The organism is Microbacterium sp. F01, assembly GCF_056156365.1.
The window spans coordinates 284,759-304,175 of record NZ_CM149592.1 but is presented as its reverse complement, the minus strand read 5'-3'; the positions used below and the strand labels follow the sequence as shown (position 1 = coordinate 304,175).

The window sequence follows — 19,417 nt, the reverse complement described above, 5'->3', positions numbered from 1 at the left end:
CGTTGAAAGCCAGAGGCGGTTGCCCATCGCTGCCCTCAGGCTACGTGGGTCCACATGAGCCGACAGGAATACCTCGTGATTCGTGGGTGATGCCCAGGTGAACAACAGCGCCCGCCCAGGCCGAAACCGGGGCGGGCGATGTGAACGCGGGAGCGTCAGAGCGGACGGATGTTCGCCGCCTGCATGCCCTTGGGGCCAGGCTCGGCGTCGAACTCCACCTTCTGGTCTTCGCGGAGCTCCTTGAAACCGCTGCCTGCGATCGCGCTGAAGTGTGCGAAGAGATCGGCCGAGCCGTCATCGGGTGCGATGAAGCCGTAGCCCTTCTCGGAGTTGAACCATTTCACGGTGCCAGTGGCCATCGTGTCTTTCCTATTCTTCGGGCCGCCGGAGCGACCGGGGGTGCCGCGCCGACGAATGCGGTGCGGACGGATGTGGACCGGTGCCGGAATCGACAACGGAGAGGGAACGGATGCTGCGACCGCCGCGCGCGCGAGATCCGGCGTCGCGTGGAGCCCGAGGTCTTCACCGCGGGGTCCGTGCGCGCGGAGACCGCGCGGCGTCGTGTCGATGAAGCCAGCGTATTCGTCGGCGCGTGTCGCGACATAGACGTCATCGTCGGCCTGTCGCCAGGCGAGCGCCTGCAGGTGGGAGTGCATGTTGGTGTGTTTCGTTCGTTGGCGCGAAGCGTTGCGGCGTTCGCGGCGGCGGCGTGCAGAAGCCGAGGAAAGGATGAGGCGTTCAGATCTGCGTCTCCACGATGAGGCAGAGAGACGAACGCGCGGTTCCCAAACGGGAACGTGTCAGTGTAGCATGCGCACCTCCGGGCGCCGAAGGCGGGGTAGCCGACTCGTCGCGTGAGGGATACGGTCGCGGTGTCGTCCGATTCCGGTGCAAAGAGGCGGTGTCGCCATCTCCATGACCAGTACCGCGCCCACCCTGCCCACGCCGCGCAGGGTGCAAGGCACGTATTACACGCTCATGCTCGGCAATACGCTCGCCGCGTCGCTCATCTGGGGCGTCAACACGCTGTTCCTGCTCGACGCCGGTCTCTCCAACCTCGAGGCCTTCGCGGCGAACGCCTTCTTCAGCGCCGGGATGCTGATCTTCGAGATCCCGACGGGCGTCGTGGCCGACACCGTGGGGCGCCGGGCGTCGTACCTGCTCGGCACGGTCACGCTCGCGGTGACGACAGTCATGTACTGGATGCTGTGGGTCTGGCAATCGCCGTTCTGGGCGTGGGCGGTCGTCTCGGTGCTGCTCGGTCTCGGCTTCACGTTCTTCTCCGGGGCGGTCGACGCGTGGCTCGTCGATGCGCTGAGGGCGACCTCTTACCAGGGCAGTCTCGAGACGGTCTTCGGCCGGGCACAGATCGTGGGCGGAGTCGCGATGCTGTCGGGATCGGTGCTCGGCGGCGTCATCGCGCAGCTGACGAACCTCGGTGTGCCGTTCCTGATCCGAGGCGCCATTCTGCTCCTGATGTTCATCGTCGCCGCGCTGCTGATGCGGGATCTGGGTTTCACACCCGATCGCAGCGAGAGCCCGTTGCGCGCGACGCGCACCGTGTTGCGCGCGTCGATCCGCTACGGCCTCGGCGATCCGCCCGTGCGCTGGCTGATGCTCGCGAGCCCTTTCACCACCGGTGTCGGGTTCTACGTCTTCTACGCGCTGCAGCCTTACCTGCTGGAGCTGTGGGGCGATGAGGAGGCGTACACCGTCGCCGGACTCGCGGCCGCGCTGGTGTCGGGCACCGCGATCCTCGGCGGTGCCATCGCACCATGGGTGCGGAAGCTCTTCCATCGGCGCACGTCGACGATCCTGCTGGCGGCGGTCACCAGCGCGCTCGTGCTGATCGGTATCGGACTGGTGCGCAACTTCTGGGTCGCCGTGGTGCTCGTCGCGCTCTGGGGCATCGCCTCGGCCATCGACGATCCCGTGCATCGCGCCTACCTCAACGACATGATCCCGTCGAAGCAGCGTGCAACGGTGCTCTCATTCGACTCGCTCATGGGTTCGGGCGGCGGCGTCGTCATCCAACCCGTACTGGGCCGCGTGGCGGATGTCGGCGGCTACGGAGCCTCGCTCGTCTGGAGCGGCGTGATCACCGCAATCGCCGTTCCCTTCGTGCTGATGAGCCGAGCGCAGAACCCGCCCGCCGACACCGCCCGCGAGGTCACCGCTCAGACGCCCCAGTGATCCAGCTCCCGTGCCCTCACCACTCGCGGGAGTCCCCCGAGTTGGCGCGATCCAAGCCCAGGAAGCCAGGCACGCCGGGGCGGTGGTGCGTCCTTCCTCCGTCGACGGGGGCCGTCTCATGCCCGGCCAGCTGGTGGATCCACGGTGGCTGCTGGTCGATCGTCACCGAACCCGCGCCGGTCGTGAAGTACGCCGCGACGGGCGGGCTCGCGACGAATGCGGCGGCCACCACAGCGGCATCAGGGATGCGCACCAGCGCGTCGCGCGCCAGGAGATCGCGCATGAGCATGGCGAACGCGTGGGGATCGACGGATGCTGCTTCCTCCGGCGCGTCCGGCAGCTCAGCGCTCAGCTGGTCGACGACCTCGGAGCGTTGGGATTCCGAGAGTCGGGAGAAGGCGGCGGCGTACGCCTTGTCGGCCACGCTTGCCGGCACATTCCCGAGGACATACGCGTACCGCGCGATCTGCTCGTCCGGGGTGATCGCCTGCTGAGTGCGCCGCTTCTTCACGATCCCTCCCGACGACTCGATGAGCGCCACAGTACGCTCGGCTACCCTCATCGTCGATGGGCGTCGCGGCCCGGGATGCCGTGTCCGGCGCTCCCGAGCCGCGGCCCGCTTGGTGCAAGGGTCAGGCGATGGCTGCGCGCAGTTCTGCGGCGGCCGCCGTGACGTCGGGGGCACCGTAGAGGGCTCCGCCGACGACGGCGATGCGGGCGCCTGCGTCGCGCACCGAACCGATGGTCGAGGCGTTGACGCCGCCGGCGACGGAGAAGGGCACGCCCGAGGCCTCACCGGCACGCAGCAGCGAGTCGAGCGAGTAGCCCTCCTGTGCCTGCTCGTCGAGACCCGCGTGCACCTCGACGAACTCGGCGCCGAGCGCCACGACCTCCTTGGCGCGGGCGGGCTTGTCGGCCACGCCGATCAGGTCGACCACGATGCCCTTGCCGTGCCTCTTGGCGGCCTTGACGGCGCCCGCGATGGTGCTGTCGTCGGCCGAGCCGAGCACGGTGACGAGGTCGGCGCCGGCGCCGAAGGCGATGTCGGCCTCGAGCTCACCGGCATCCATCGTCTTGAGGTCCGCGAAGATGACCTTGTCGGGGTGCGCCTCCTTGAGGGCGGTGACGGCGGCGAGGCCCTCGCTCTTGATCAGCGGGGTGCCGAGCTCGAGGATGTCGACGTGCGCGGCCGCGGCGGCGGCGAGCTCCAGCGCCTTCTCGGTGGTCAGGGTGTCGATCGCGAACTGCAGCTTCATGGGTGCTCCATTCCGTGGTGGGGTGGATGCCGACGCCGGCCGGCGACGGGGGTCGGTGGTCATTCGAGATTCGAGTGGCGGGGCCAGAGGTCGTCGGCGCTCGATCCCTGGCGCTGCCACAGCGCGTGGAAGAGGCCGTCGCCGAGGAGCACCACGACCTGCTCGAACAGGCTGCCCGCGTACTGGTCGGATGCCGCGGCGGTGCGGTCGAGCTTCTGAGCGGCGGGTACGACGACGAGGACCTCGGTGAGATCCGCCAGGGGCGACGCGGGTGCCGTGGTGATCGCGGCGACGCCCGCTCCCGCGGCGGCTGCCTTCTGCGCCGCGCGCACGACGGAGTCGGTCGTGCCGGAGCCGCTCGCGGTGAGGAGCACGTCGCCGACGCCGATGGCGGGGGTGGTGACGTCGCCCACCACGTGGACCTCGAGGCCGAGGTGCATGAGACGCATCGCTGTCATGCGCAGCGCGATGCCGGAGCGACCGGCTGCGCCGACGAACACGCGGTCGGCCGACAGCAGCAGGTCCGCGAGCGCGTCGAGCTGCTCGGAACTCGCGACAGCCGCCCGCTCTGCGGCGCGCAGCGCTTCGTTGGCGACGAGCGAGATCGCCGCGGCGGACGAGATGGTGGCGGTGCTGGACATGCCCTCCAGCGTCGCCGCCGCGTCGGTCGCGCGCGCTCCTCCCCGCGAGCAGTCCTGACTACCCGAAAGGAGAGGTCGTCGTAGGATAGGTCCTCGTGACCGACGATCTGAGCCGCGCCGCGGCCGCGCGCCGCGCCGCCGCCGACCACGCCCGCGCCCTCGCCGAACAGCGCGATCGCTATGCGCTGACGCTCGAGTCGCTGCTCGCGACGCTCCGCTCACCCCGGCTCGACGACCGCGCGGCGCGGGCGATGGCCCTTGATGTGGCGGCGGGTGCCCTCGTCGGGCTGCGGGTGCAGACCGACCAGCAGAGCGCCGCGCTCGAACCCGTCGTCGGCGCCTTCGAGCGGCTGCGCGGCGACCTGCGCCCCCTTGTCCGCTACAGCGAGCTCGACGTGCAGTTCGTCGAGCCGCCCGCGAACGGCCGAGCACTCCCGGGCGACATCGCGCACGCGGCCCGCGCGATCGTACGCACCGCCGTGCTCGCGATCGTCGACCGTGGCGAGACCAGCCGCGTGCGCATCCAGTGGGACTGCGACGGGTTGCACCTCTTGATCGCGCTCCGCGACGACGGCCGCGGGGAGCTCACGCTCCACGACGACGCGCTGCGCCCGGTGGCCGAGCAGGTGGCCGCACTCGCCGGCCATCTCTCGGTCGCCTCGACGCCCGGCTGGGGCTCCGAGATCGGCATCCGTCTCCCGCTCGATCCGCCCGCGGAACCGGAGGATCTGCCGGACGCCGTGGACGCCAGCCCCCGCGAGCGCGACGTGCTGCGGCTGGTGGTCGCCGGACGCCGCAACCGCGAGATCGCACAGACCCTCGGCGTCAGCGAGAACACCGTGAAGTTCCACGTGTCGAACCTGCTGCGCAAGTCCGGCGCGGCCTCCCGCACCGAACTGGTGTCCCTCGCGCGAGGCTGAGCCCACCCGTTCGACGGGTCACCGCCTATCCGAATGGGCAGCCACGCGATTTCCCCGATGTCAGAACGGCGCCCCGCGCGAGGTGACGTATCGGCTGGTCACCTCCGCCCGGGATAATGCGGTCCATGGCGTGTGCGTGCCGCCAGGGAAGGAGCCGACGTGATGGATGGCGTGCCGGTCGAAGGCCTGCGGGAGTACATCGAGCATCTGCGGCAGCAGGGCTATTCGGTGCGCGACGGGCACACCGCTGACCCGGATCTGATCGACCCGCACGGGAACGCGGTCTACACCTGGCAGGAGGGCTACCCGTACGGAGAACTGCTGGACCGCGACGCGTACGAGTTCGAGAAGTACCGGCTGCAGATCGAACTGCTCAAGTTCCAGTACTGGCTGGAAGACAACGGCCGGCGGGCGATCATCCTGTTCGAGGGCCGGGATGCTGCGGGCAAAGGCGGCACCATCAAGCGGTTCACCGAGCACCTCAACCCCCGCACCGCCCGTGTGGTCGCGCTCAGCAAGCCCACGGAGCGCGAACTCGGGCAGTGGTACTTCCAGCGCTACATCGAGCACCTGCCGACCGCTGGGGAGATCGTCATGTTCGACCGGTCCTGGTACAACCGGGCCGGCGTCGAGCGGGTGATGGGGTTCTGCACGGACGAGGAGTACGAGCAGTTCATGGTGCAAGCACCTCAATTCGAACGGATGCTGGTGGATTCCGGCATCCATGTCACCAAGTTCTGGTTCTCGGTGTCGCGGACCGAGCAGCGCACCCGGTTCGCGATCCGCCAGCTCGACCCGGTGAGGCGGTGGAAGCTGTCGCCCATGGACCTGGCGTCGCTGGACCGCTGGGAGGACTACACGCGTGCGAAGGAGGAGATGTTCCGCCGCACCGACAAGAAGCACGGCCCGTGGATCATCGTGCGCTCGAACGACAAGAAGCGCGCACGCCTGAACGCCATGCGCTTCTTCCTGCGCCAGTTCGACTACGACGGACGCGATGACAAAGTCATCGGCACTCCCGACCCCCGCCTGGTGATGCGCGGCATCCGCGAAACCGCCGACGAGTAACCCCAGCGAGAGCTCGACTCACTCGATCAAATGAAGTCTCTGCCACCCGACCGCGCAGTCCATCGGTCGAATCCTCCGGTGAGGACGCGCACGTCCGTGTGCCCGGCGGCCGAGAGGATGCCTGCCGCCGTCTGCGCGCGCGGCCCGACTTTGCAGTAGACGATGATCGGTCGTTCGGCGGGCAGGTCGAGGAGACCCGGCCCGTCGATCTGGAGCCTGCTGAGCGGCGCGGAGCGGGAGCCCGCGATATGCGCACGGGTGTGTTCGTCGGTCTCGCGGACGTCGAGCAGCTCGAACGCCGCCTGGCCTGACGAGCGCTCGTAGAGCGACCGGCTCAGCTCGTCGGCGGTGATGACGCCGGGCGTCGGAACGGCAGCGACACACGTTTCGCCCTGGTGCCGGACATCGGTGATCGGCACTCGGCCGGGGTCGGGCAGAATCCTCACCTCGCGCCACGTAGCGTCCGCCAGGTCGAAGATCGCGAGTCGTCCGAGCAGGGTTCTCCCCGTGCCGGCGATGAGCTTGATCGCCTCGGCCGCCATCAGCGATCCGGCGACCCCGCAGAGCATTCCGAGCACACCCGCTTCGCCGCAGGAGGGGGCGGCCTCGGGCGGTGGCGCGTCGGGGAACAGGTCTCGGTAGGTCGGACCGTGGGTGCTCCAGAACACGCTGACCTGGGCACCGAATCGGAGGACAGAGCCCCAGATGCACGGCTTCCCGGTCACGGTCGCGGCGTCGGAGACCAGGTAGCGGGTGGCGAAATTGTCGGCGCCGTCGATGACGAGGTCGTACTCCTCGAACAGTGTCACGGCGTTCTCGGCCGACAGTCGCACGGGATGGGTCCGGATCTCGATCAGCGGGTCGAGGGAGGCGAGGGCGTCGCGTGCCGAGTCGACCTTGAGGCGGCCGACATCGCCGACGCTGTGTGCGATCTGGCGCTGCAGGTTGCTCGCTTCCACGCGGTCGTCGTCGACGATGCCGAGCGTGCCGACCCCGGCGGCGGCGAGGTAGAGGAGGACCGGCGATCCGAGACCCCCGGCGCCGATCACCAGTACGCGGGCATTCTTCACCCGCCGCTGGCCGATGTCCCCGATCTCGGGCAGCAGGAGGTGGCGGGAGTAGCGGTCGATCTCCTCCGGCTCCAGCGTGGGAGCCGGTGCGACCAGCGGCCCCAGGACGTCGTGGGCCGGCGTCGGTGTCATAGGTCCGGCCGCCCGTCCATGGCGGAGGAGGCGTGGGCGGCGGTACGTCGAGGGATGCGGCCCGACAGGTGGGCGAGCCGCCCGGCGATCACCGCGTGACGGAAGGCCGTCGCCATGCCGACCGGATCCTGTGCGCGCGTGACCGCGGTCGCCAGCAGCACGGCGTCGCAGCCGAGCTCCATGGCGAGGGCGGCGTCGGAGGCGGTGCCGATGCCGGCGTCCAGCACGATGGGCACATTCGCGCGTTCGACGATGAGGGAGATGTTGTGGGGGTTCAGGATGCCGAGTCCTGTGCCGATCGGCGCGCCCAGCGGCATGACCGCGGCGGCGCCGAGTTCTTCGAGGCGCAGGGCGAGCGCCGGGTCGTCGTTGGTGTACGCGAAGACGGTGAAGCCTCGTGCGACGAGCTGTTCGGTGGCGAGGGCGAGCTCGGCGCCGTCCGGGAGGAGGGTGTCTTCGTCCGCGATCACCTCGAGCTTGATCCAGTCGGTGGACAGAGCCTCGCGCGCCAGCTCGGCGGTGAGCACGGCCTCGCGGGCGGTGAGGCATCCCGCCGTGTTCGGAAGGAGGCGGATGCCCTGATCATTCAGGAGCTGGAAGAGGGAGCCACTCGTCGACGGGTCGTGCCGACGCATGGAGACCGTGGTGAGTTCTGTTCCGGAGGCCCGCAGTGCGTCGCCGAGCCCGGCGTGACTCGGGGCACCGCCGGTGCCCATGATCAGTCGGGAGCCGAGGTCGACGCCGTCGATGTGCAAGATGTCGGACGTCACGTCAGCCTCCCTGCGCGGCGCTGACGATCTCGACGGCATCGCCCTCGGTGAGCTGCTCCTGCGCCCATGCCGTTCGAGGGACCACGACGGAGTTGACCGCGACGGCGACGCCGAGGGGCCTGCCGTCCGGGACGGTTCCATCAGCGGCGACGCGAACGCCCAGAATCGCGTGAATCAGGTCGGCGACGGAGTACGCAGCCGAAGCGGAATGGGGTTCGCCGTTGACGGTGATCGTGGTCATCGGTGGGTCCTTTCTGCCGTGGAAACGGCGGGGGTCGGTGTGAACCGGGAGGGGCGGAACGCGTCCCAGCGGTGATCGGAGCTGCCCTCGATGAGCCCGACGGCGATGTCTGCGGCGAGGGGAGCGAGAAGGACTCCGTGCCGGAAGAAGCCCGTCGCCACGATCAGCCCGGAGACGGTGGTGCCGTCCCGGTCTGGGACACGCCCCAGCAGTGGTGCGTTGTCCGGCGTGCCCGGTCGCGCCCTGGCGGTCGCCTCGATCAGCGACAGCTCTGCGACCGCAGGCACGACCTGCTGTGCGTCACGCAGGAGCTGGTGCACCCCACCTGCGGACACAGCATCCATCCCGTCCTCGCGCTGCGTCGCGCCGACCACCAGCGTGCCGTCGGCACGGGGCACCAGGTAGACGCTCGCCCCATGAACCAGGGCACGCACCGTGCTGCGGAGCAGGGGGCGGAGCCGCTCAGGCACCCGCAGCCGGAGGATGTCGCCGTATACGGGTCGCAGCGGCAGCTCCAGCCGCTCCGGAAGTCCCCCGATGGTCCGCGCTCCGACGCCGTTCGCGAGCACGACCTCCGCCCCGTTGATCGTCGTCCCGTCCGCAAGGCGGACGCCGACGACGCCGGACTCGTGGTCTGCGGGGTCGCGATGCAGGAGGGCGACCGCCGGCACGTGCGCGATCCCCACCCACCGCGTCGCGCGCTGCAGCTCGTCGAAGAGCCGGGCCGCGAGCGCGCGCGGGTCGACCTGATGGTCGCCCGGCACACGGTAGGCGCTGGTGACCCGGGGCCCGAGCAGCGGTTCACGCGTGCGTGCGTCGCGAGTCGTCAGCTGCTCGACGGCGAGCTGCGCCCGACGATGGACGGCGTGGAGATCGGCCAGCGCCTGCCGGTCCCCCTGATCGACGCCGACCAGAAGCGTCTCGTTCCGCAGGTATCCCGTCGCCCGCTCGCCGGATTGCAGCTCGCGCACGAACCCGGGGTACCGCGACGCGGACTCCCGCATCGCCGGCAGGAGCGCGTCTTCCTGGAAGTGGTACTCGCTGACCGGGGCGAGCATGCCCGCCGCCGCGAAGGTCGCGCCCTGGGCCGGTGCCGGGTCGATCAGCACCACCGAGCGACCGGTCTGCGACGCACGCCAGGCGATGCTCAGCCCGATGATCCCACCACCGACGACGATCACATCGGCCGTGCTCGGACGGTCGAGGCCCCGCGGATCCGCCGCTACGCTGAGCCGATGTCCATCGCCACCGCACGCCTCTACCTCTGCACCGACGCGCGAGCCGGTCGGGGCGATTTCGCCGATTTCGTGGATGCTGCGTTCGCGGGCGGCGTCGACATCATGCAGTTGCGGGACAAGGCCGTCGAAGGCGGCGAGCAGCTCGAGCTGCTGGGCGTCCTCGCCGAAGCTGCCGCGCGCCACGACGCGCTCTGGTCCGTCAACGACCGCGCCGACATCGCCCGGGTCACGAGCGCCCCGGTGCTCCACCTGGGTCAGAAGGACCTTCCCGAGCGGCTCGTCCGGACGATCGTGGGGCAGCAGACCGTGGTCGGCAAGTCGACCCACACTCCCGAGCAGGTCGATGTCGCCGCCGTCGCGGACGACCTCGACTACTTCTGCGTCGGACCGGTCTGGGCGACCCCGACCAAGCCCGGTCGCGCCGCCGTCGGAACCGAACTCGTCCGCTATGCGGCGAGCACCGGCACGACGCGGCCGTGGTTCGCCATCGGCGGCATCGACCTGTCGAACATCGAGGAGGTCGTGGCAGCGGGTGCCCAGCGCGTGGTCGTCGTCCGGGCGATCACCGAGTCCGACGACCCCGCCGACAGTGCGCGGCGACTCCGGGCCGCCCTCCCGGCGGTGGTGCCGGTGGGGGCCTCCTGAACTCTCGGCGCCCCGCTCGGCCGAACCTTCGTCGTTCGGGTGAGCCATCTGCCGCCGCCTACGGCTCGCGCAGCGCCGGCACAGGAAGATAGACCCTCCCGCCGGATTCCCGGAACTCCGCCGACTTCTCCGCCATCCCGGTCGTGCGCGCAGACTCGCCGACGAGCCCGAACTGGTCGCGGATGTCCTGCGAGATCCGCATCGAGCAGAACTTCGGTCCGCACATCGAGCAGAAGTGCGCTGTCTTCGCCGGCTCCGCCGGCAGCGTCTCGTCGTGGAAGGCCTCCGCAGTGACCGGGTCGAGCGACAGCGCGAACTGGTCCCGCCACCGGAACTCGAACCGCGCCCTCGACAGCGCGTCGTCCCGCGCCTGCGCCCCCGGGTGCCCCTTCGCGAGGTCGGCAGCGTGCGCCGCGATCTTGTAGCTGATGACCCCGGTCTTCACGTCGTCCCGGTTCGGCAGCCCGAGGTGCTCCTTCGGAGTGACGTAGCAGAGCATCGCGGTGCCGTAGCGTGCGATCTCGGTCGCGCCGATCGCCGAGGTGATGTGGTCGTAGCCGGGGGCGATATCGGTCACGAGAGGGCCGAGCGTGTAGAACGGGGCGCCGTCGCACAGGTCCTGCTGGCGCTCGACGTTCTCGCGCACGAGGTGGAACGGCACGTGCCCGGGGCCCTCCACCATCACCTGCACGTCGTACTCCCACGCCCGCTTCGTCAGCTCGGCGAGCGTGTCGAGCTCCGCGAACTGCGCCGCGTCGTTGGCGTCCGCGATCGACCCGGGCCGCAGCCCGTCTCCCAGCGAGAATGCGACGTCGTACCGCGCGAAGATCTCGCACAGCTCGTCGAAGTGGGTGTAGAGGAAGTTCTCCTGGTGGTGGGCCAGGCACCAGCCGGCCATGATCGAGCCACCGCGCGAGACGATCCCCGTCACCCGCTCTGCTGTCAGCGGCACGTACCGCAATAGCACGCCGGCGTGGACGGTCATGTAGTCCACGCCCTGCTCGCACTGCTCGATGACGGTGTCGCGGTACACCTCCCACGTGAGCGCCGACGCGTCGCCGTTCACCTTCTCCAGCGCCTGGTAGATCGGCACCGTGCCGATCGGCACCGGCGAATTGCGCACGATCCACTCGCGCGTGGTGTGGATGTCATCCCCGGTCGACAGGTCCATGACGGTGTCGGCGCCCCAGGTCGTCGCCCACTGCAGCTTCGACACCTCGTCCGCGATCGAACTCGTCACCGCGGAGTTGCCGATGTTGGCATTGATCTTCACCAGGAACGCCTTGCCGATGATCATCGGCTCCGACTCCGGGTGGTTCACGTTGTTCGGGATGATCGCCCGTCCGGCCGCCACCTCGGAACGGACCAGCTCCACGTCGCAGTTCTCCCGCAGCGCGACGAACCGCATCTCCGGGGTGACCACGCCCGCGCGGGCGTAGTGCATCTGCGTGACTCTGCGCCCGGGCTTCGCCCGGCGCGGGCGGCGCTTCTCGCCTTTCCATTCGACGGATGCTGCGCCCCGCCGCACTGCGGAACGGCCGTCGTCGTGCAGATCGCGGTCGCGACCCGCGTATTCATCGGTGTCGTCGCGGGCGGCGATCCATTGCTCACGCAGCGGCTCGAGCCCCCGCACCGGGTCACTGCCAGGCCCCTGGGTGCGGTACACGATCACGGGTGCGTTGACCGAACCATCCGGCGACACGTTGAGCGAGATCTGGTCGACCGGCACGCGGATGTCGTGTTCGGTGTCGTGCAGGTGCGCGAGAACGCGCGATGAATGGACGGACTCCATGGAGGCGACTCCTACTTCCTTCGCCGGCATTACCCGGACAGGTTCGAACGGTCGCAGGCCGCGTCAGCCCGATCTCAGCCCTTGCGAGGGCACCCGTGTGGATAGCGCAACGCTACCGCACCTTCCGGCGCCGCCCCGCCCTCAGCGGCGCGGCGCGACCGGGAGCCGTACTGGACAATCTTGTCCGGTCAGGCTCTACGATGAAGCGGCGGGTCGACGCAGACCCGCGAGAACGGAGCAGGCATGGACATCTCGGCAGTGGATCCGGCACTGCGTGAGGCGACCGCGAAGGCACCGACCGTCGATCTCGAGAACAGCGCGGTGCGCTGGCTCGCAGCGACCGCGTCGTCGCTCATTCCCGGCAAGCGCGTGGACGGCGTGGAGCGCCGCACGCTCCGCCACGACGGCGTGAAGCTGCGGGTCTACACTCCTGCCCGGCCATCCGGAGCGGGGCTGCTGTGGATCCACGGCGGCGGGCTCGTGCTGGGCGCCGCCGCGATGGACGACGTGCACTGCGGCGAGACGGCGCGCGACACCGGGGTCACGATCGTCTCGGTCGACTACCGCCTCGCGCCGAAGCATCCGTTCCCCGCGCAGCGATCGACGACTGCTTCACCGGATGGCAGTGGATGCGCGCCAACGCGGAGGCTCTCGGCCTCGACACCGGGCGCCTCGCGATCGGCGGGCAGAGCGCCGGCGGCGGGCTCGCCGCAAGCCTCGTCCAGCGGGCGATCGACGCGGGCGACCCCGTCGCTGCACAGTGGCTGTTCTGCCCGATGCTCGACGACCGCACGGCCGCGGACCGCGGCCACGACGCCGCCGACCACTTCATCTGGAGCAACCGCTCGAACCGTGTCGGCTGGTCGTCGTATCTCGGCGCGGGCGTCGGGGCGCAGTCGCTCCCCCCGTACGCGGCGCCGGCACGCCGCGAAGACCTCAGCGATATGCCGCCGACCTGGATGTACACCTCCGACATCGAGCTGTTCCATGACGAGGACATCGAGTACGCGAACCGGCTCCGAGCGGCAGGCGCGGATGTCACCGTCGAGGTGGTCGGCGGTGCGCCGCACGGGTTCGAGGCGTGGGCATCCGACCACCCGATGGCGCGCAAGCTCTTCGCGACCGCCCGCGCCTGGCTCGAGGAGCGCCTCGAGCGCTGAGCGTCCTGGCCGGATTACTTGTCGGACGATTCGACATTGCGGTAAGACATGCCCATGGCGACGACAGGTGGTGAACGTCCGACCCGGGTTCCGCTCGTCGGCCAGCTCCGGTCCTATCAACGCGTGTGGCTGCGCGGCGACGTGATCGCCGGGGTCACGGTCGCCGCCCTCATCGTCCCGAAGAACCTGGGATACGCCGGCATCGCGGGGGTGCCGCTGCAGAACGGACTCTATGCGGCCGCGGCCGGCGCGATCTTGTACGCGATCTTCGGGACGAGCCGGCAGATCTCGATGGGTCCGAGTTCTGGTCTCGCGGCCGTTGCGGCCAGTGCCGTGCTCGCCGCCGGCATCGCCGGCGAGCAGGACGTCGCGTCGTTCGTCGCCGGCATCACGCTCGCCTCGGGCATCGTGTTCCTGCTGCTCGCCGTCTTCAGGATGGGCTGGATCGCCCAGTTCCTCTCGCGAGCGGTGGTGACCGGCTTCCTCTTCGGCGCCGCGATCGACGTCGTGATCGGCGAGCTCCCCAAGCTCACCGGAACCGAGACCACGGGCGCGAATCCGATCCAGGAACTGTGGTCGTGGTTCGGGACGCTGGACGCGGTGCACGGGACGACGGCGCTCGTCGGGGTCATCTCTCTCCTCGTCGTCTTCGGGCTCCGGGTGATCGCGCCGCGGGTTCCCGGCGCCCTGGTGCTCGTCGTGGGCGGGCTGCTGGCGTCGGCGCTGTTCGATCTCGGGGCCAAGGGAGTGGCGGTGGTCGGGGACGTGCCGGCGGGCCTGCCCGCGCTGCAGGTTCCGAACGGTCAGCTGCTGTGGGATCACGTGGGCACCGTCGCCGTCGCCGCCGTGGCGCTGGTCATGATCGGCTTCTCCCAGACGGCGGGCGACGCGCGCACGTTCGCGGCCAAGCATCGCTATCGAATCGACATCAACCAGGAATCCGTCGCGCAGTCGTTCGCCAACATCGGCTCCGGGCTTTTCCAAGGGATGCCGGTTTCCACCAGTCTCTCGGCGAGCTCGCTGAACGACCGCTCGGGGGCCAAGACGGGGCTGGCATCGCTGACCTCCGGCGTGACGGTGCTCCTGACGCTCCTGTTTCTGGCGCCGCTCTTCTCCGACTTGCCCAAGGCCGTCCTCGGTGCGCTGATCATCGAGGCCGTCGTCAGCGGCATGATGAATCTTCCGGAGATGCGGCGGCTCTTCCGGGTGAAGAAGGTCGACTTCTGGATCGCGATCACAGCCCTCCTCGCCACGGTGATCTTCGGCGTGCTCGCCGGCGTGATCATCGGCATCGGACTCTCGCTGATCTGGCTGATCGCCGTGGCCACTCACCCGCAGATGCCGACCCTCGGTCGCGAACGGGGCACGCAGGTGTTCCGCGAGGTCGAAACGAACCCGGGCGACGAGATCCTGCCCACCGTGTCGGTGGTCCGGTTCGACGGCGGCCTGTTCTTCGCCACCGCGGACGCACTGGAGGACCACCTGCGCGAGGTGATCCAGGCGAACCCGCGACTGACCGGGATCGTCCTGGACTGCGGGGGGATCAACTTCATCGATTCCCAGGGCGCGGCCTCGACGGCCGACATCGTGACCCTCGTCCGCGATGCGGGCGTCCAGCTCCGCTTGACCCGGCTGAAGCCGGGCCCGCGGGCGGTCCTCGAACGCGAGGGTGTGATCGACCTCATCGGAGCGGACCACATCCACGGCAACATCCACCGAGCGGTCGCGGCCGAGCAGAACGACGCCGAGAGCAGAGGCGACGGCGGTTGACCGCGAACACCGCATGCTGTTGACCGCCCTCGAACGCGGGTCCAGGATGGGGACCGTTCGGCGACATGAGGGTTCTTGCGCCGACCTCCCCGAGGATCTCCTCGGTCGGACACGTCAGCTACAAGGGAGTAGAGATGTTCCGCAAGGTTGCTGTCGCCACTGTGGCGGCCCTCGTTCTGACCGGGCTGGTTGCCACACCGAGCGTCGCGAGTCCACCGACGCCGAGCGGCGATGACCGACTCGCGGTGTATTCGGGAACTGTCGATGCCGCGGGCCTCGCCGCCATCGTCGAACTCGGCGTCGACCGTGGCGAGATCGTCTCCGCGCCGAGCGCAGACGGATCCGGACTCGTCGACGTGCAGGTCATCTTGAGCGGCGGTCAGGTCGACGCACTCGCCGCTCAGGGTGCCGAACTGCAGATCCAGGCCGACCCGTCGAGTCAGCGTCGATCCCTGCAGCAGACCGACGGCGTGTTCCGCATGTACAGCGGTGAGGGCGGCATCCTCGAAGAGCTCATGGCGCAGGCTGCCGCGCACCCCAAGATCGCCGAGTTCCGGGTCATCGGCGAGACCGCCCAGGGCCAGGAGATCGGCGCCGTGCGGGTGACGAAGAATGTCGCCAAAGCCAAAGACGGCAAGAAGCCGACGACGGTGTACGTCGCCGCGCAGCACGCCCGCGAGTGGATCACGCCAGAAATGGTGCGACGGCTGCTCGACCACTACCTGACGGGGTACGGCACCGACGATCGCATCACGGATCTGGTCGACGACACCGAGCTGTGGTTCGTCCCTGTGGCGAACCCGGACGGCTACGACTTCACGTTCCAGGAGGGCCAGCGGCTGTGGCGCAAGAACCTGCGTGACAACGACGAGAACGGCGAGATCACGGTCGGCGACGGCGTCGATCTGAATCGCAACTCGGCGACGCGGTGGGGCTACGACAACGAGGGGTCCTCGCCGAACCCGGCAAGCGACACCTACCGCGGGCCCTCGCCGGCGTCCGAGCCGGAGACCCAGGCGCTCGACGGTCTGTTCGCCGACATCACGCCGCAGTTCATGATCAACTACCACTCCGCCGCCGAGCTGCTGCTGTACGGCATCGGCTGGCAGGTCGCAACGCCCTCCCCGGATGACGTGATCTACGAGGCCATGGTGGGCGACGACGAGACCCCCGCCGTCCCGGGCTACGACCCCGACATCTCGGCGGAGCTCTACACCACCAACGGCGACCTCGACTCGCACATGCAGGAAGCGCACGGGGCCCTCGGCTTCACCCCGGAGATGTCGACGTGCGAAGCGGCGGTCGCCTCCGTCGAGGACGACGAATGGACCGAAGACGATTGCCAGTTCCTGGGCTTCGACTTCCCGGACGACGAGGCTCTGATCCAGGCGGAGTTCGAGAAGAACATCCCCTTCGCGCTGGCCGTCGCCGAGTCGGCGATCGACCCGGACGACCCCGTGTCCGTCGTGGGTCGCGACGCCGAGGACTTCCGTGTCGACTCGTTCACGGTGTCATACGGCGACCCGCAGACCGTCGCGGTGTGGGCGAAGAAGGCGCTGAAGGCCAAGAAGATGACCTACTCGATCAACGGCGGGCGGCCCAAGAGCGTGGGCGTCACCGAGTGGGCAGGCGGCGAGCGTTACGGTTCCGAGAACGTGGACTACTACGCCGAGTACCGCGGCGTGGTGACGGGCGCGAAACCGGGCGACAGCGTCGAGGTGTGGTTCAAGGGCACAGCCACGGGTAAGGACATCCCGAAGGGCCAGCAGGGGGCGGGCCCCCGCGAGAGCGAGCACTTCACGTACGTGGTCGCGGAGGGCACCGGAAACTCCGTGCTGATCGTCGCGAACGAGGACTACACGGGCGTGAACCCCACCTACCCGGCCGGCACGAACGCGCCGAAGTACGTCGACGAGCACGTCGATGCCCTTCTCGCCAACGGCGTGACCCCCGACGTGTGGGATGTCGACGCGCAGGGTGTCCCCCACGACCTCGGCGTGCTGAGTCACTACGACGCGGTGCTCTGGTACCTCGGCGACAACAGGTTGACGCAGGACCCCGAGGACGAGCTCACCCAATATGGTGCGCAGCAGCTCCCCGACCTCGCGGTGGCCGAACGCCAGCAGTACCTGACCCTCGCCGTCAGGGACTACCTGAACGAGGGCGGCAAGGTCGCGTACGCCGGCGAGACGACCGGCTACTACGGCCTCGGCGCGAGCACGTTCGGCGGCATCTACTACGGCCTGGATGGCTACCCCGATCAGGATTGCGTGGTCACCGTCGATCCGTTCTCGGACTGCCTGCTGCTGGCCGACGACTTCACGCAGTACTGGATGGGTGCCTACGACCGGGCGGCGCTGTCGGCCGAGGGGGTCGGAGGCACGGCTGAGCCGCTCGACGGTCTCCAGGCACTCTTCGGTGGTCCGGCCACGGACGACAATCCGATCGACGAGGTCGGCGCGTTCACTCCGACGAGCGAGCGGCTGCCTGTCGCGGACTTCCCGCAGTTCGAGAGCTGGGCAGCGGCGGACTACACGGGTGTGACGGGCAGGATCGTCGCGGTGGAAGGAGCCCTGGCGGCCGCGGCCACGCACGTCGACGACAGCTACCAGCGGTTGGGGCGAACGTTCGATCTGACCGGGGTGTCGGCCGCCGGCAGACCGACCTTCGAGGCGCAGATCGCCTTCGACCTCGAAGCGGGATACGACAATGTGATCGTCGAGGTCAGGCCCGTGGGCACGGATGACTGGACGACCCTCCCCGACCTCAACGGCAACACCTCCACCGCGGTGCCGACGGAGTGCGAGGCGGGCTTCTACATGGGCGAGCATCCGCAGCTCGAGCACTACCTCACGCTCGGCGACCCCTGCCTGCCCACGGGAACGACGGGCGAATGGAACTCGTTCACCGGTGCGTCCGGCGGGTGGATTCCGGTCGCGTTCGATCTCAGCGCATATGCGGGCAGCACCGTCGAGCTGGTCGTGAGCTACGTCACCGACCCGTCCACCGGCGGCGCGGGACTCATCGTCGACGACACCAGGCTCGTCGTCGCCGGAGCGCCCACGGAGGCGGAGGGCTTCGAAGCGGGCTTCGGCGACTGGTCGGTACTCGGCGAGCCCGAAGGAAGTCCGGAGAATGTCAGCGACTTCGAGATCGCGGACGGCCTCGGCGACGTCGTGGCGGTGACGGCGACGCCCGACACCCTGCTCTTCGGGTTCGGCCTCGAGCAGCTCGAATCCGATGCCGATCGGGCCGCCGTCGTCGCGAGGATGCTGGCGCACTTCGCCGGATAGTCGCGGGACGGATGCTGCGTGCCGGGGGTTTCACCCTGGGTCGCAGCATCCGTCTCCCGCTGTGAGGAGATCCCATGGACGCCGTGTCGGCACCGTTCGCGTCCGATGACTACCGCGCACGCATGGAGAGGGCGGCGGCGTCCGCGGCGGCGGAAGGTCTCGATGGACTGCTCGTGACCCCGGGCCCGGACCTGGTCTGGCTCACCGGCTATCAACCGACCGCGATCACCGAGCGGCTCACGCTGCTCGTGCTCCGCGTCGATGCCGAGCCGCAGCTGCTGGTGCCGATACTGGAGCATCCCGATGCGGCGTCGGCGGCCGGTGCCGGGGCCGTGACGATCAGGGACTGGCGAGACGGCGCGGACCCGTACGCCGCGGCCGCGCCCTTGCTCACCGCCGATGGCGAGTTCGCGATATCGGACTCTGCCTGGGCGATGCACCTGCTCGGTCTGCAGTCACGTCTTCCGAAGGTCAGGTACTCGTCGATCACGGAACGGCTGCCCATGCTGCGGGCGGTGAAGGACTCCGCGGAACTGGCCCGGCTGGCGGCGGCGGGCGCGGCCGCAGACGCGACCTTCCGCGAGATCGTGAAGGTGCGCTTCGCCGGGCGCAAGGAGACCGATGTCGCCGCCGATCTCGCGCGGCTGCTGCGCGAGTTCGGGCACGAGCAGGTCGACTTCACCGTCGTGGGGTCGGGTCCCAACGGCGCCAACCCGCACCACGAGGCGGGCGACCGCACCATTCTCACCGGAGACATGGTGGTTCTGGACTTCGGCGGACTGATGGCCGGCTACGGCTCCGACACCACCCGGACCGTGTGCGTGGGCGAACCCACAGCGGAGATGCGGGAGGTCCATGAGATCGTGCGGGTCGCCCAGCAGACCGCATTCGAGGCGGTGCGCCCGGGCGTGGCCTGTCAGGACATCGACCGCGCCGCCCGCCGCGTCATCACCGAGGCCGGGTACGGCGAGGAGTTCATCCACCGCACCGGACACGGCATCGGCGTGACCACGCACGAGCCGCCGTACATGGTGGAGGGCGAGCTGCGGCCGACCGTGCCGGGGATGTGCTTCTCGATCGAGCCCGGGATCTACCTTCCAGGACGATTCGGCGTTCGCATCGAGGACATCGTGACCGTGACCGACGACGGCGGGCGTCGCTTCAACGACACCGATCACGGACTCGCCATCGTCGAGTAGGGCGCGCCCATTCCGCACGCACCCGGACA

17 protein-coding genes, 1 pseudogene and 1 riboswitch are annotated in these 19,417 nt (G+C 69.4%); of the genes and pseudogenes, 9 read left to right on the top strand and 9 right to left on the bottom strand.

Annotated elements, in window-relative coordinates; genetic code table 11:
- Positions 1-155 precede the first annotated feature (155 nt).
- A complete protein-coding gene (locus ACVN90_RS01405; protein ID WP_310287476.1) occupies positions 156-359 on the bottom strand; it encodes a cold-shock protein in 204 nt (67 codons plus the stop codon).
- Positions 360-915: 556 nt separating this feature from the next.
- Here ACVN90_RS01405 and ACVN90_RS01400 point away from each other — a divergent pair.
- Positions 916-2,193: an MFS transporter gene (locus tag ACVN90_RS01400; RefSeq protein WP_475100382.1), complete on the top strand. Its 1,278-nt coding sequence runs from the start codon at positions 916-918 to the stop codon at positions 2,191-2,193.
- Positions 2,194-2,209: 16 nt separating this feature from the next.
- Here the strand turns inward: ACVN90_RS01400 and ACVN90_RS01395 are convergent, their stop codons facing one another.
- The 3 genes from ACVN90_RS01395 to hxlB all read right to left on the bottom strand — a co-directional run bounded on the left by ACVN90_RS01395 (position 2,210) and on the right by hxlB (position 4,090).
- Complete coding sequence (locus tag ACVN90_RS01395; RefSeq protein WP_475100380.1) at positions 2,210-2,734, bottom strand: hypothetical protein; 525 nt, start codon at positions 2,732-2,734, stop codon at positions 2,210-2,212.
- Between the two features lie 91 nt (positions 2,735-2,825).
- A complete protein-coding gene (gene hxlA, locus ACVN90_RS01390) occupies positions 2,826-3,449 on the bottom strand; it encodes a 3-hexulose-6-phosphate synthase (RefSeq protein ID WP_475100379.1) in 624 nt (207 codons plus the stop codon).
- Positions 3,450-3,508: 59 nt separating this feature from the next.
- Positions 3,509-4,090 (bottom strand): 6-phospho-3-hexuloisomerase, encoded by a 582-nt coding sequence (hxlB, locus tag ACVN90_RS01385; RefSeq protein ID WP_475100378.1) that lies wholly within the window; start codon positions 4,088-4,090, stop codon positions 3,509-3,511.
- 95 nt (positions 4,091-4,185) lie between these two features.
- On the opposite strand from hxlB, the gene ACVN90_RS01380 reads away from it, so the two are divergent.
- Both ACVN90_RS01380 and ppk2 read left to right on the top strand, forming a co-directional pair.
- Positions 4,186-5,010 carry a helix-turn-helix transcriptional regulator gene (locus ACVN90_RS01380; RefSeq protein WP_475100377.1) on the top strand — a complete coding sequence of 275 codons (825 nt, stop codon included), beginning with the start codon at positions 4,186-4,188 and terminating at the stop codon, positions 5,008-5,010.
- Positions 5,011-5,172: 162 nt separating this feature from the next.
- Positions 5,173-6,078 (top strand): polyphosphate kinase 2, encoded by a 906-nt coding sequence (gene ppk2, locus ACVN90_RS01375; protein ID WP_475100376.1) that lies wholly within the window; start codon positions 5,173-5,175, stop codon positions 6,076-6,078.
- Positions 6,079-6,104: 26 nt separating this feature from the next.
- Here ppk2 and ACVN90_RS01370 read toward each other — a convergent pair whose 3' ends face one another.
- Genes ACVN90_RS01370 through thiO form a run of 4 tightly spaced genes read right to left on the bottom strand, consistent with a single transcriptional unit; the run spans position 6,105 to position 9,472 of the window.
- Entirely contained in the window at positions 6,105-7,280 is a 1,176-nt protein-coding gene (locus ACVN90_RS01370) for a ThiF family adenylyltransferase (protein ID WP_475100375.1), read from the bottom strand.
- Positions 7,277-8,089: a thiazole synthase gene (locus ACVN90_RS01365; protein ID WP_475100374.1), complete on the bottom strand. Its 813-nt coding sequence runs from the start codon at positions 8,087-8,089 to the stop codon at positions 7,277-7,279. The genes ACVN90_RS01370 and ACVN90_RS01365 overlap by 4 nt, the downstream gene beginning before the upstream one ends.
- The gene (gene thiS / locus ACVN90_RS01360; RefSeq protein ID WP_475100373.1) at positions 8,052-8,291 is read right to left on the bottom strand and encodes a sulfur carrier protein ThiS; all 240 of its coding nucleotides are present in this window, start codon (positions 8,289-8,291) and stop codon (positions 8,052-8,054) included. Before thiS ends, ACVN90_RS01365 begins: the two co-directional genes overlap by 38 nt.
- Positions 8,288-9,472 carry a glycine oxidase ThiO gene (gene thiO / locus ACVN90_RS01355; RefSeq protein ID WP_475100371.1) on the bottom strand — a complete coding sequence of 395 codons (1,185 nt, stop codon included), beginning with the start codon at positions 9,470-9,472 and terminating at the stop codon, positions 8,288-8,290. The genes thiS and thiO overlap by 4 nt, the downstream gene beginning before the upstream one ends.
- Before the next feature lie 54 nt (positions 9,473-9,526).
- On the opposite strand from thiO, the gene thiE reads away from it, so the two are divergent.
- The gene (gene thiE / locus ACVN90_RS01350) at positions 9,527-10,174 is read left to right on the top strand and encodes a thiamine phosphate synthase (protein WP_475100370.1); all 648 of its coding nucleotides are present in this window, start codon (positions 9,527-9,529) and stop codon (positions 10,172-10,174) included.
- A gap of 58 nt (positions 10,175-10,232) precedes the next feature.
- On the opposite strand, the gene thiC is transcribed toward thiE, so the two are convergent.
- Positions 10,233-11,966: a phosphomethylpyrimidine synthase ThiC gene (gene thiC / locus ACVN90_RS01345; protein WP_475100369.1), complete on the bottom strand. Its 1,734-nt coding sequence runs from the start codon at positions 11,964-11,966 to the stop codon at positions 10,233-10,235.
- A riboswitch (TPP riboswitch) is annotated at positions 11,965-12,073 on the bottom strand. (Overlaps the previous gene by 2 nt.)
- Positions 12,074-12,209: 136 nt before the next feature.
- On the opposite strand from thiC, the pseudogene ACVN90_RS01340 reads away from it, so the two are divergent.
- The 5 genes and pseudogenes from ACVN90_RS01340 to ACVN90_RS01320 form a co-directional block, all read left to right on the top strand.
- A pseudogene (locus ACVN90_RS01340) lies at positions 12,210-12,503 on the top strand (alpha/beta hydrolase); the annotation flags it as partial.
- Positions 12,504-12,595: 92 nt separating this feature from the next.
- On the top strand, positions 12,596-13,126 hold the full coding sequence (locus tag ACVN90_RS01335) for an alpha/beta hydrolase fold domain-containing protein (RefSeq protein WP_475100368.1): 531 nt from the start codon (positions 12,596-12,598) through the stop codon (positions 13,124-13,126).
- A gap of 54 nt (positions 13,127-13,180) precedes the next feature.
- Entirely contained in the window at positions 13,181-14,896 is a 1,716-nt protein-coding gene (locus tag ACVN90_RS01330) for a SulP family inorganic anion transporter (protein WP_475100367.1), read from the top strand.
- A 134-nt stretch (positions 14,897-15,030) separates the two neighbouring features.
- Complete coding sequence (locus ACVN90_RS01325) at positions 15,031-18,189, top strand: M14 family metallopeptidase (RefSeq protein ID WP_475100366.1); 3,159 nt, start codon at positions 15,031-15,033, stop codon at positions 18,187-18,189.
- 74 nt (positions 18,190-18,263) lie between these two features.
- Positions 18,264-19,388, top strand: a complete 1,125-nt coding sequence (locus ACVN90_RS01320) for a M24 family metallopeptidase (RefSeq protein ID WP_475100364.1) — start codon at positions 18,264-18,266, stop codon at positions 19,386-19,388.
- Positions 19,389-19,417 lie beyond the last annotated feature (29 nt).

Coding starts and splice junctions, on each gene's coding strand:
- ACVN90_RS01405 (WP_310287476.1), bottom strand. CDS start 359: ATGGCCACTGGCACCGTGAAATGGTTCAACTCCGAGAAGGGCTACGGC.
- ACVN90_RS01400 (WP_475100382.1), top strand. CDS start 916: ATGACCAGTACCGCGCCCACCCTGCCCACGCCGCGCAGGGTGCAAGGC.
- hxlA (WP_475100379.1), bottom strand. CDS start 3,449: ATGAAGCTGCAGTTCGCGATCGACACCCTGACCACCGAGAAGGCGCTG.
- hxlB (WP_475100378.1), bottom strand. CDS start 4,090: ATGTCCAGCACCGCCACCATCTCGTCCGCCGCGGCGATCTCGCTCGTC.
- ppk2 (WP_475100376.1), top strand. CDS start 5,173: ATGGATGGCGTGCCGGTCGAAGGCCTGCGGGAGTACATCGAGCATCTG.
- ACVN90_RS01370 (WP_475100375.1), bottom strand. CDS start 7,280: ATGACACCGACGCCGGCCCACGACGTCCTGGGGCCGCTGGTCGCACCG.
- ACVN90_RS01365 (WP_475100374.1), bottom strand. CDS start 8,089: ATGCCGTCGAGATCGTCAGCGCCGCGCAGGGAGGCTGACGTGACGTCC.
- thiS (WP_475100373.1), bottom strand. CDS start 8,291: ATGACCACGATCACCGTCAACGGCGAACCCCATTCCGCTTCGGCTGCG.
- thiE (WP_475100370.1), top strand. CDS start 9,527: ATGTCCATCGCCACCGCACGCCTCTACCTCTGCACCGACGCGCGAGCC.
- thiC (WP_475100369.1), bottom strand. CDS start 11,966: ATGGAGTCCGTCCATTCATCGCGCGTTCTCGCGCACCTGCACGACACC.
- ACVN90_RS01335 (WP_475100368.1), top strand. CDS start 12,596: ATGCGCGCCAACGCGGAGGCTCTCGGCCTCGACACCGGGCGCCTCGCG.
- ACVN90_RS01330 (WP_475100367.1), top strand. CDS start 13,181: ATGGCGACGACAGGTGGTGAACGTCCGACCCGGGTTCCGCTCGTCGGC.
- ACVN90_RS01325 (WP_475100366.1), top strand. CDS start 15,031: ATGTTCCGCAAGGTTGCTGTCGCCACTGTGGCGGCCCTCGTTCTGACC.
- ACVN90_RS01320 (WP_475100364.1), top strand. CDS start 18,264: ATGGACGCCGTGTCGGCACCGTTCGCGTCCGATGACTACCGCGCACGC.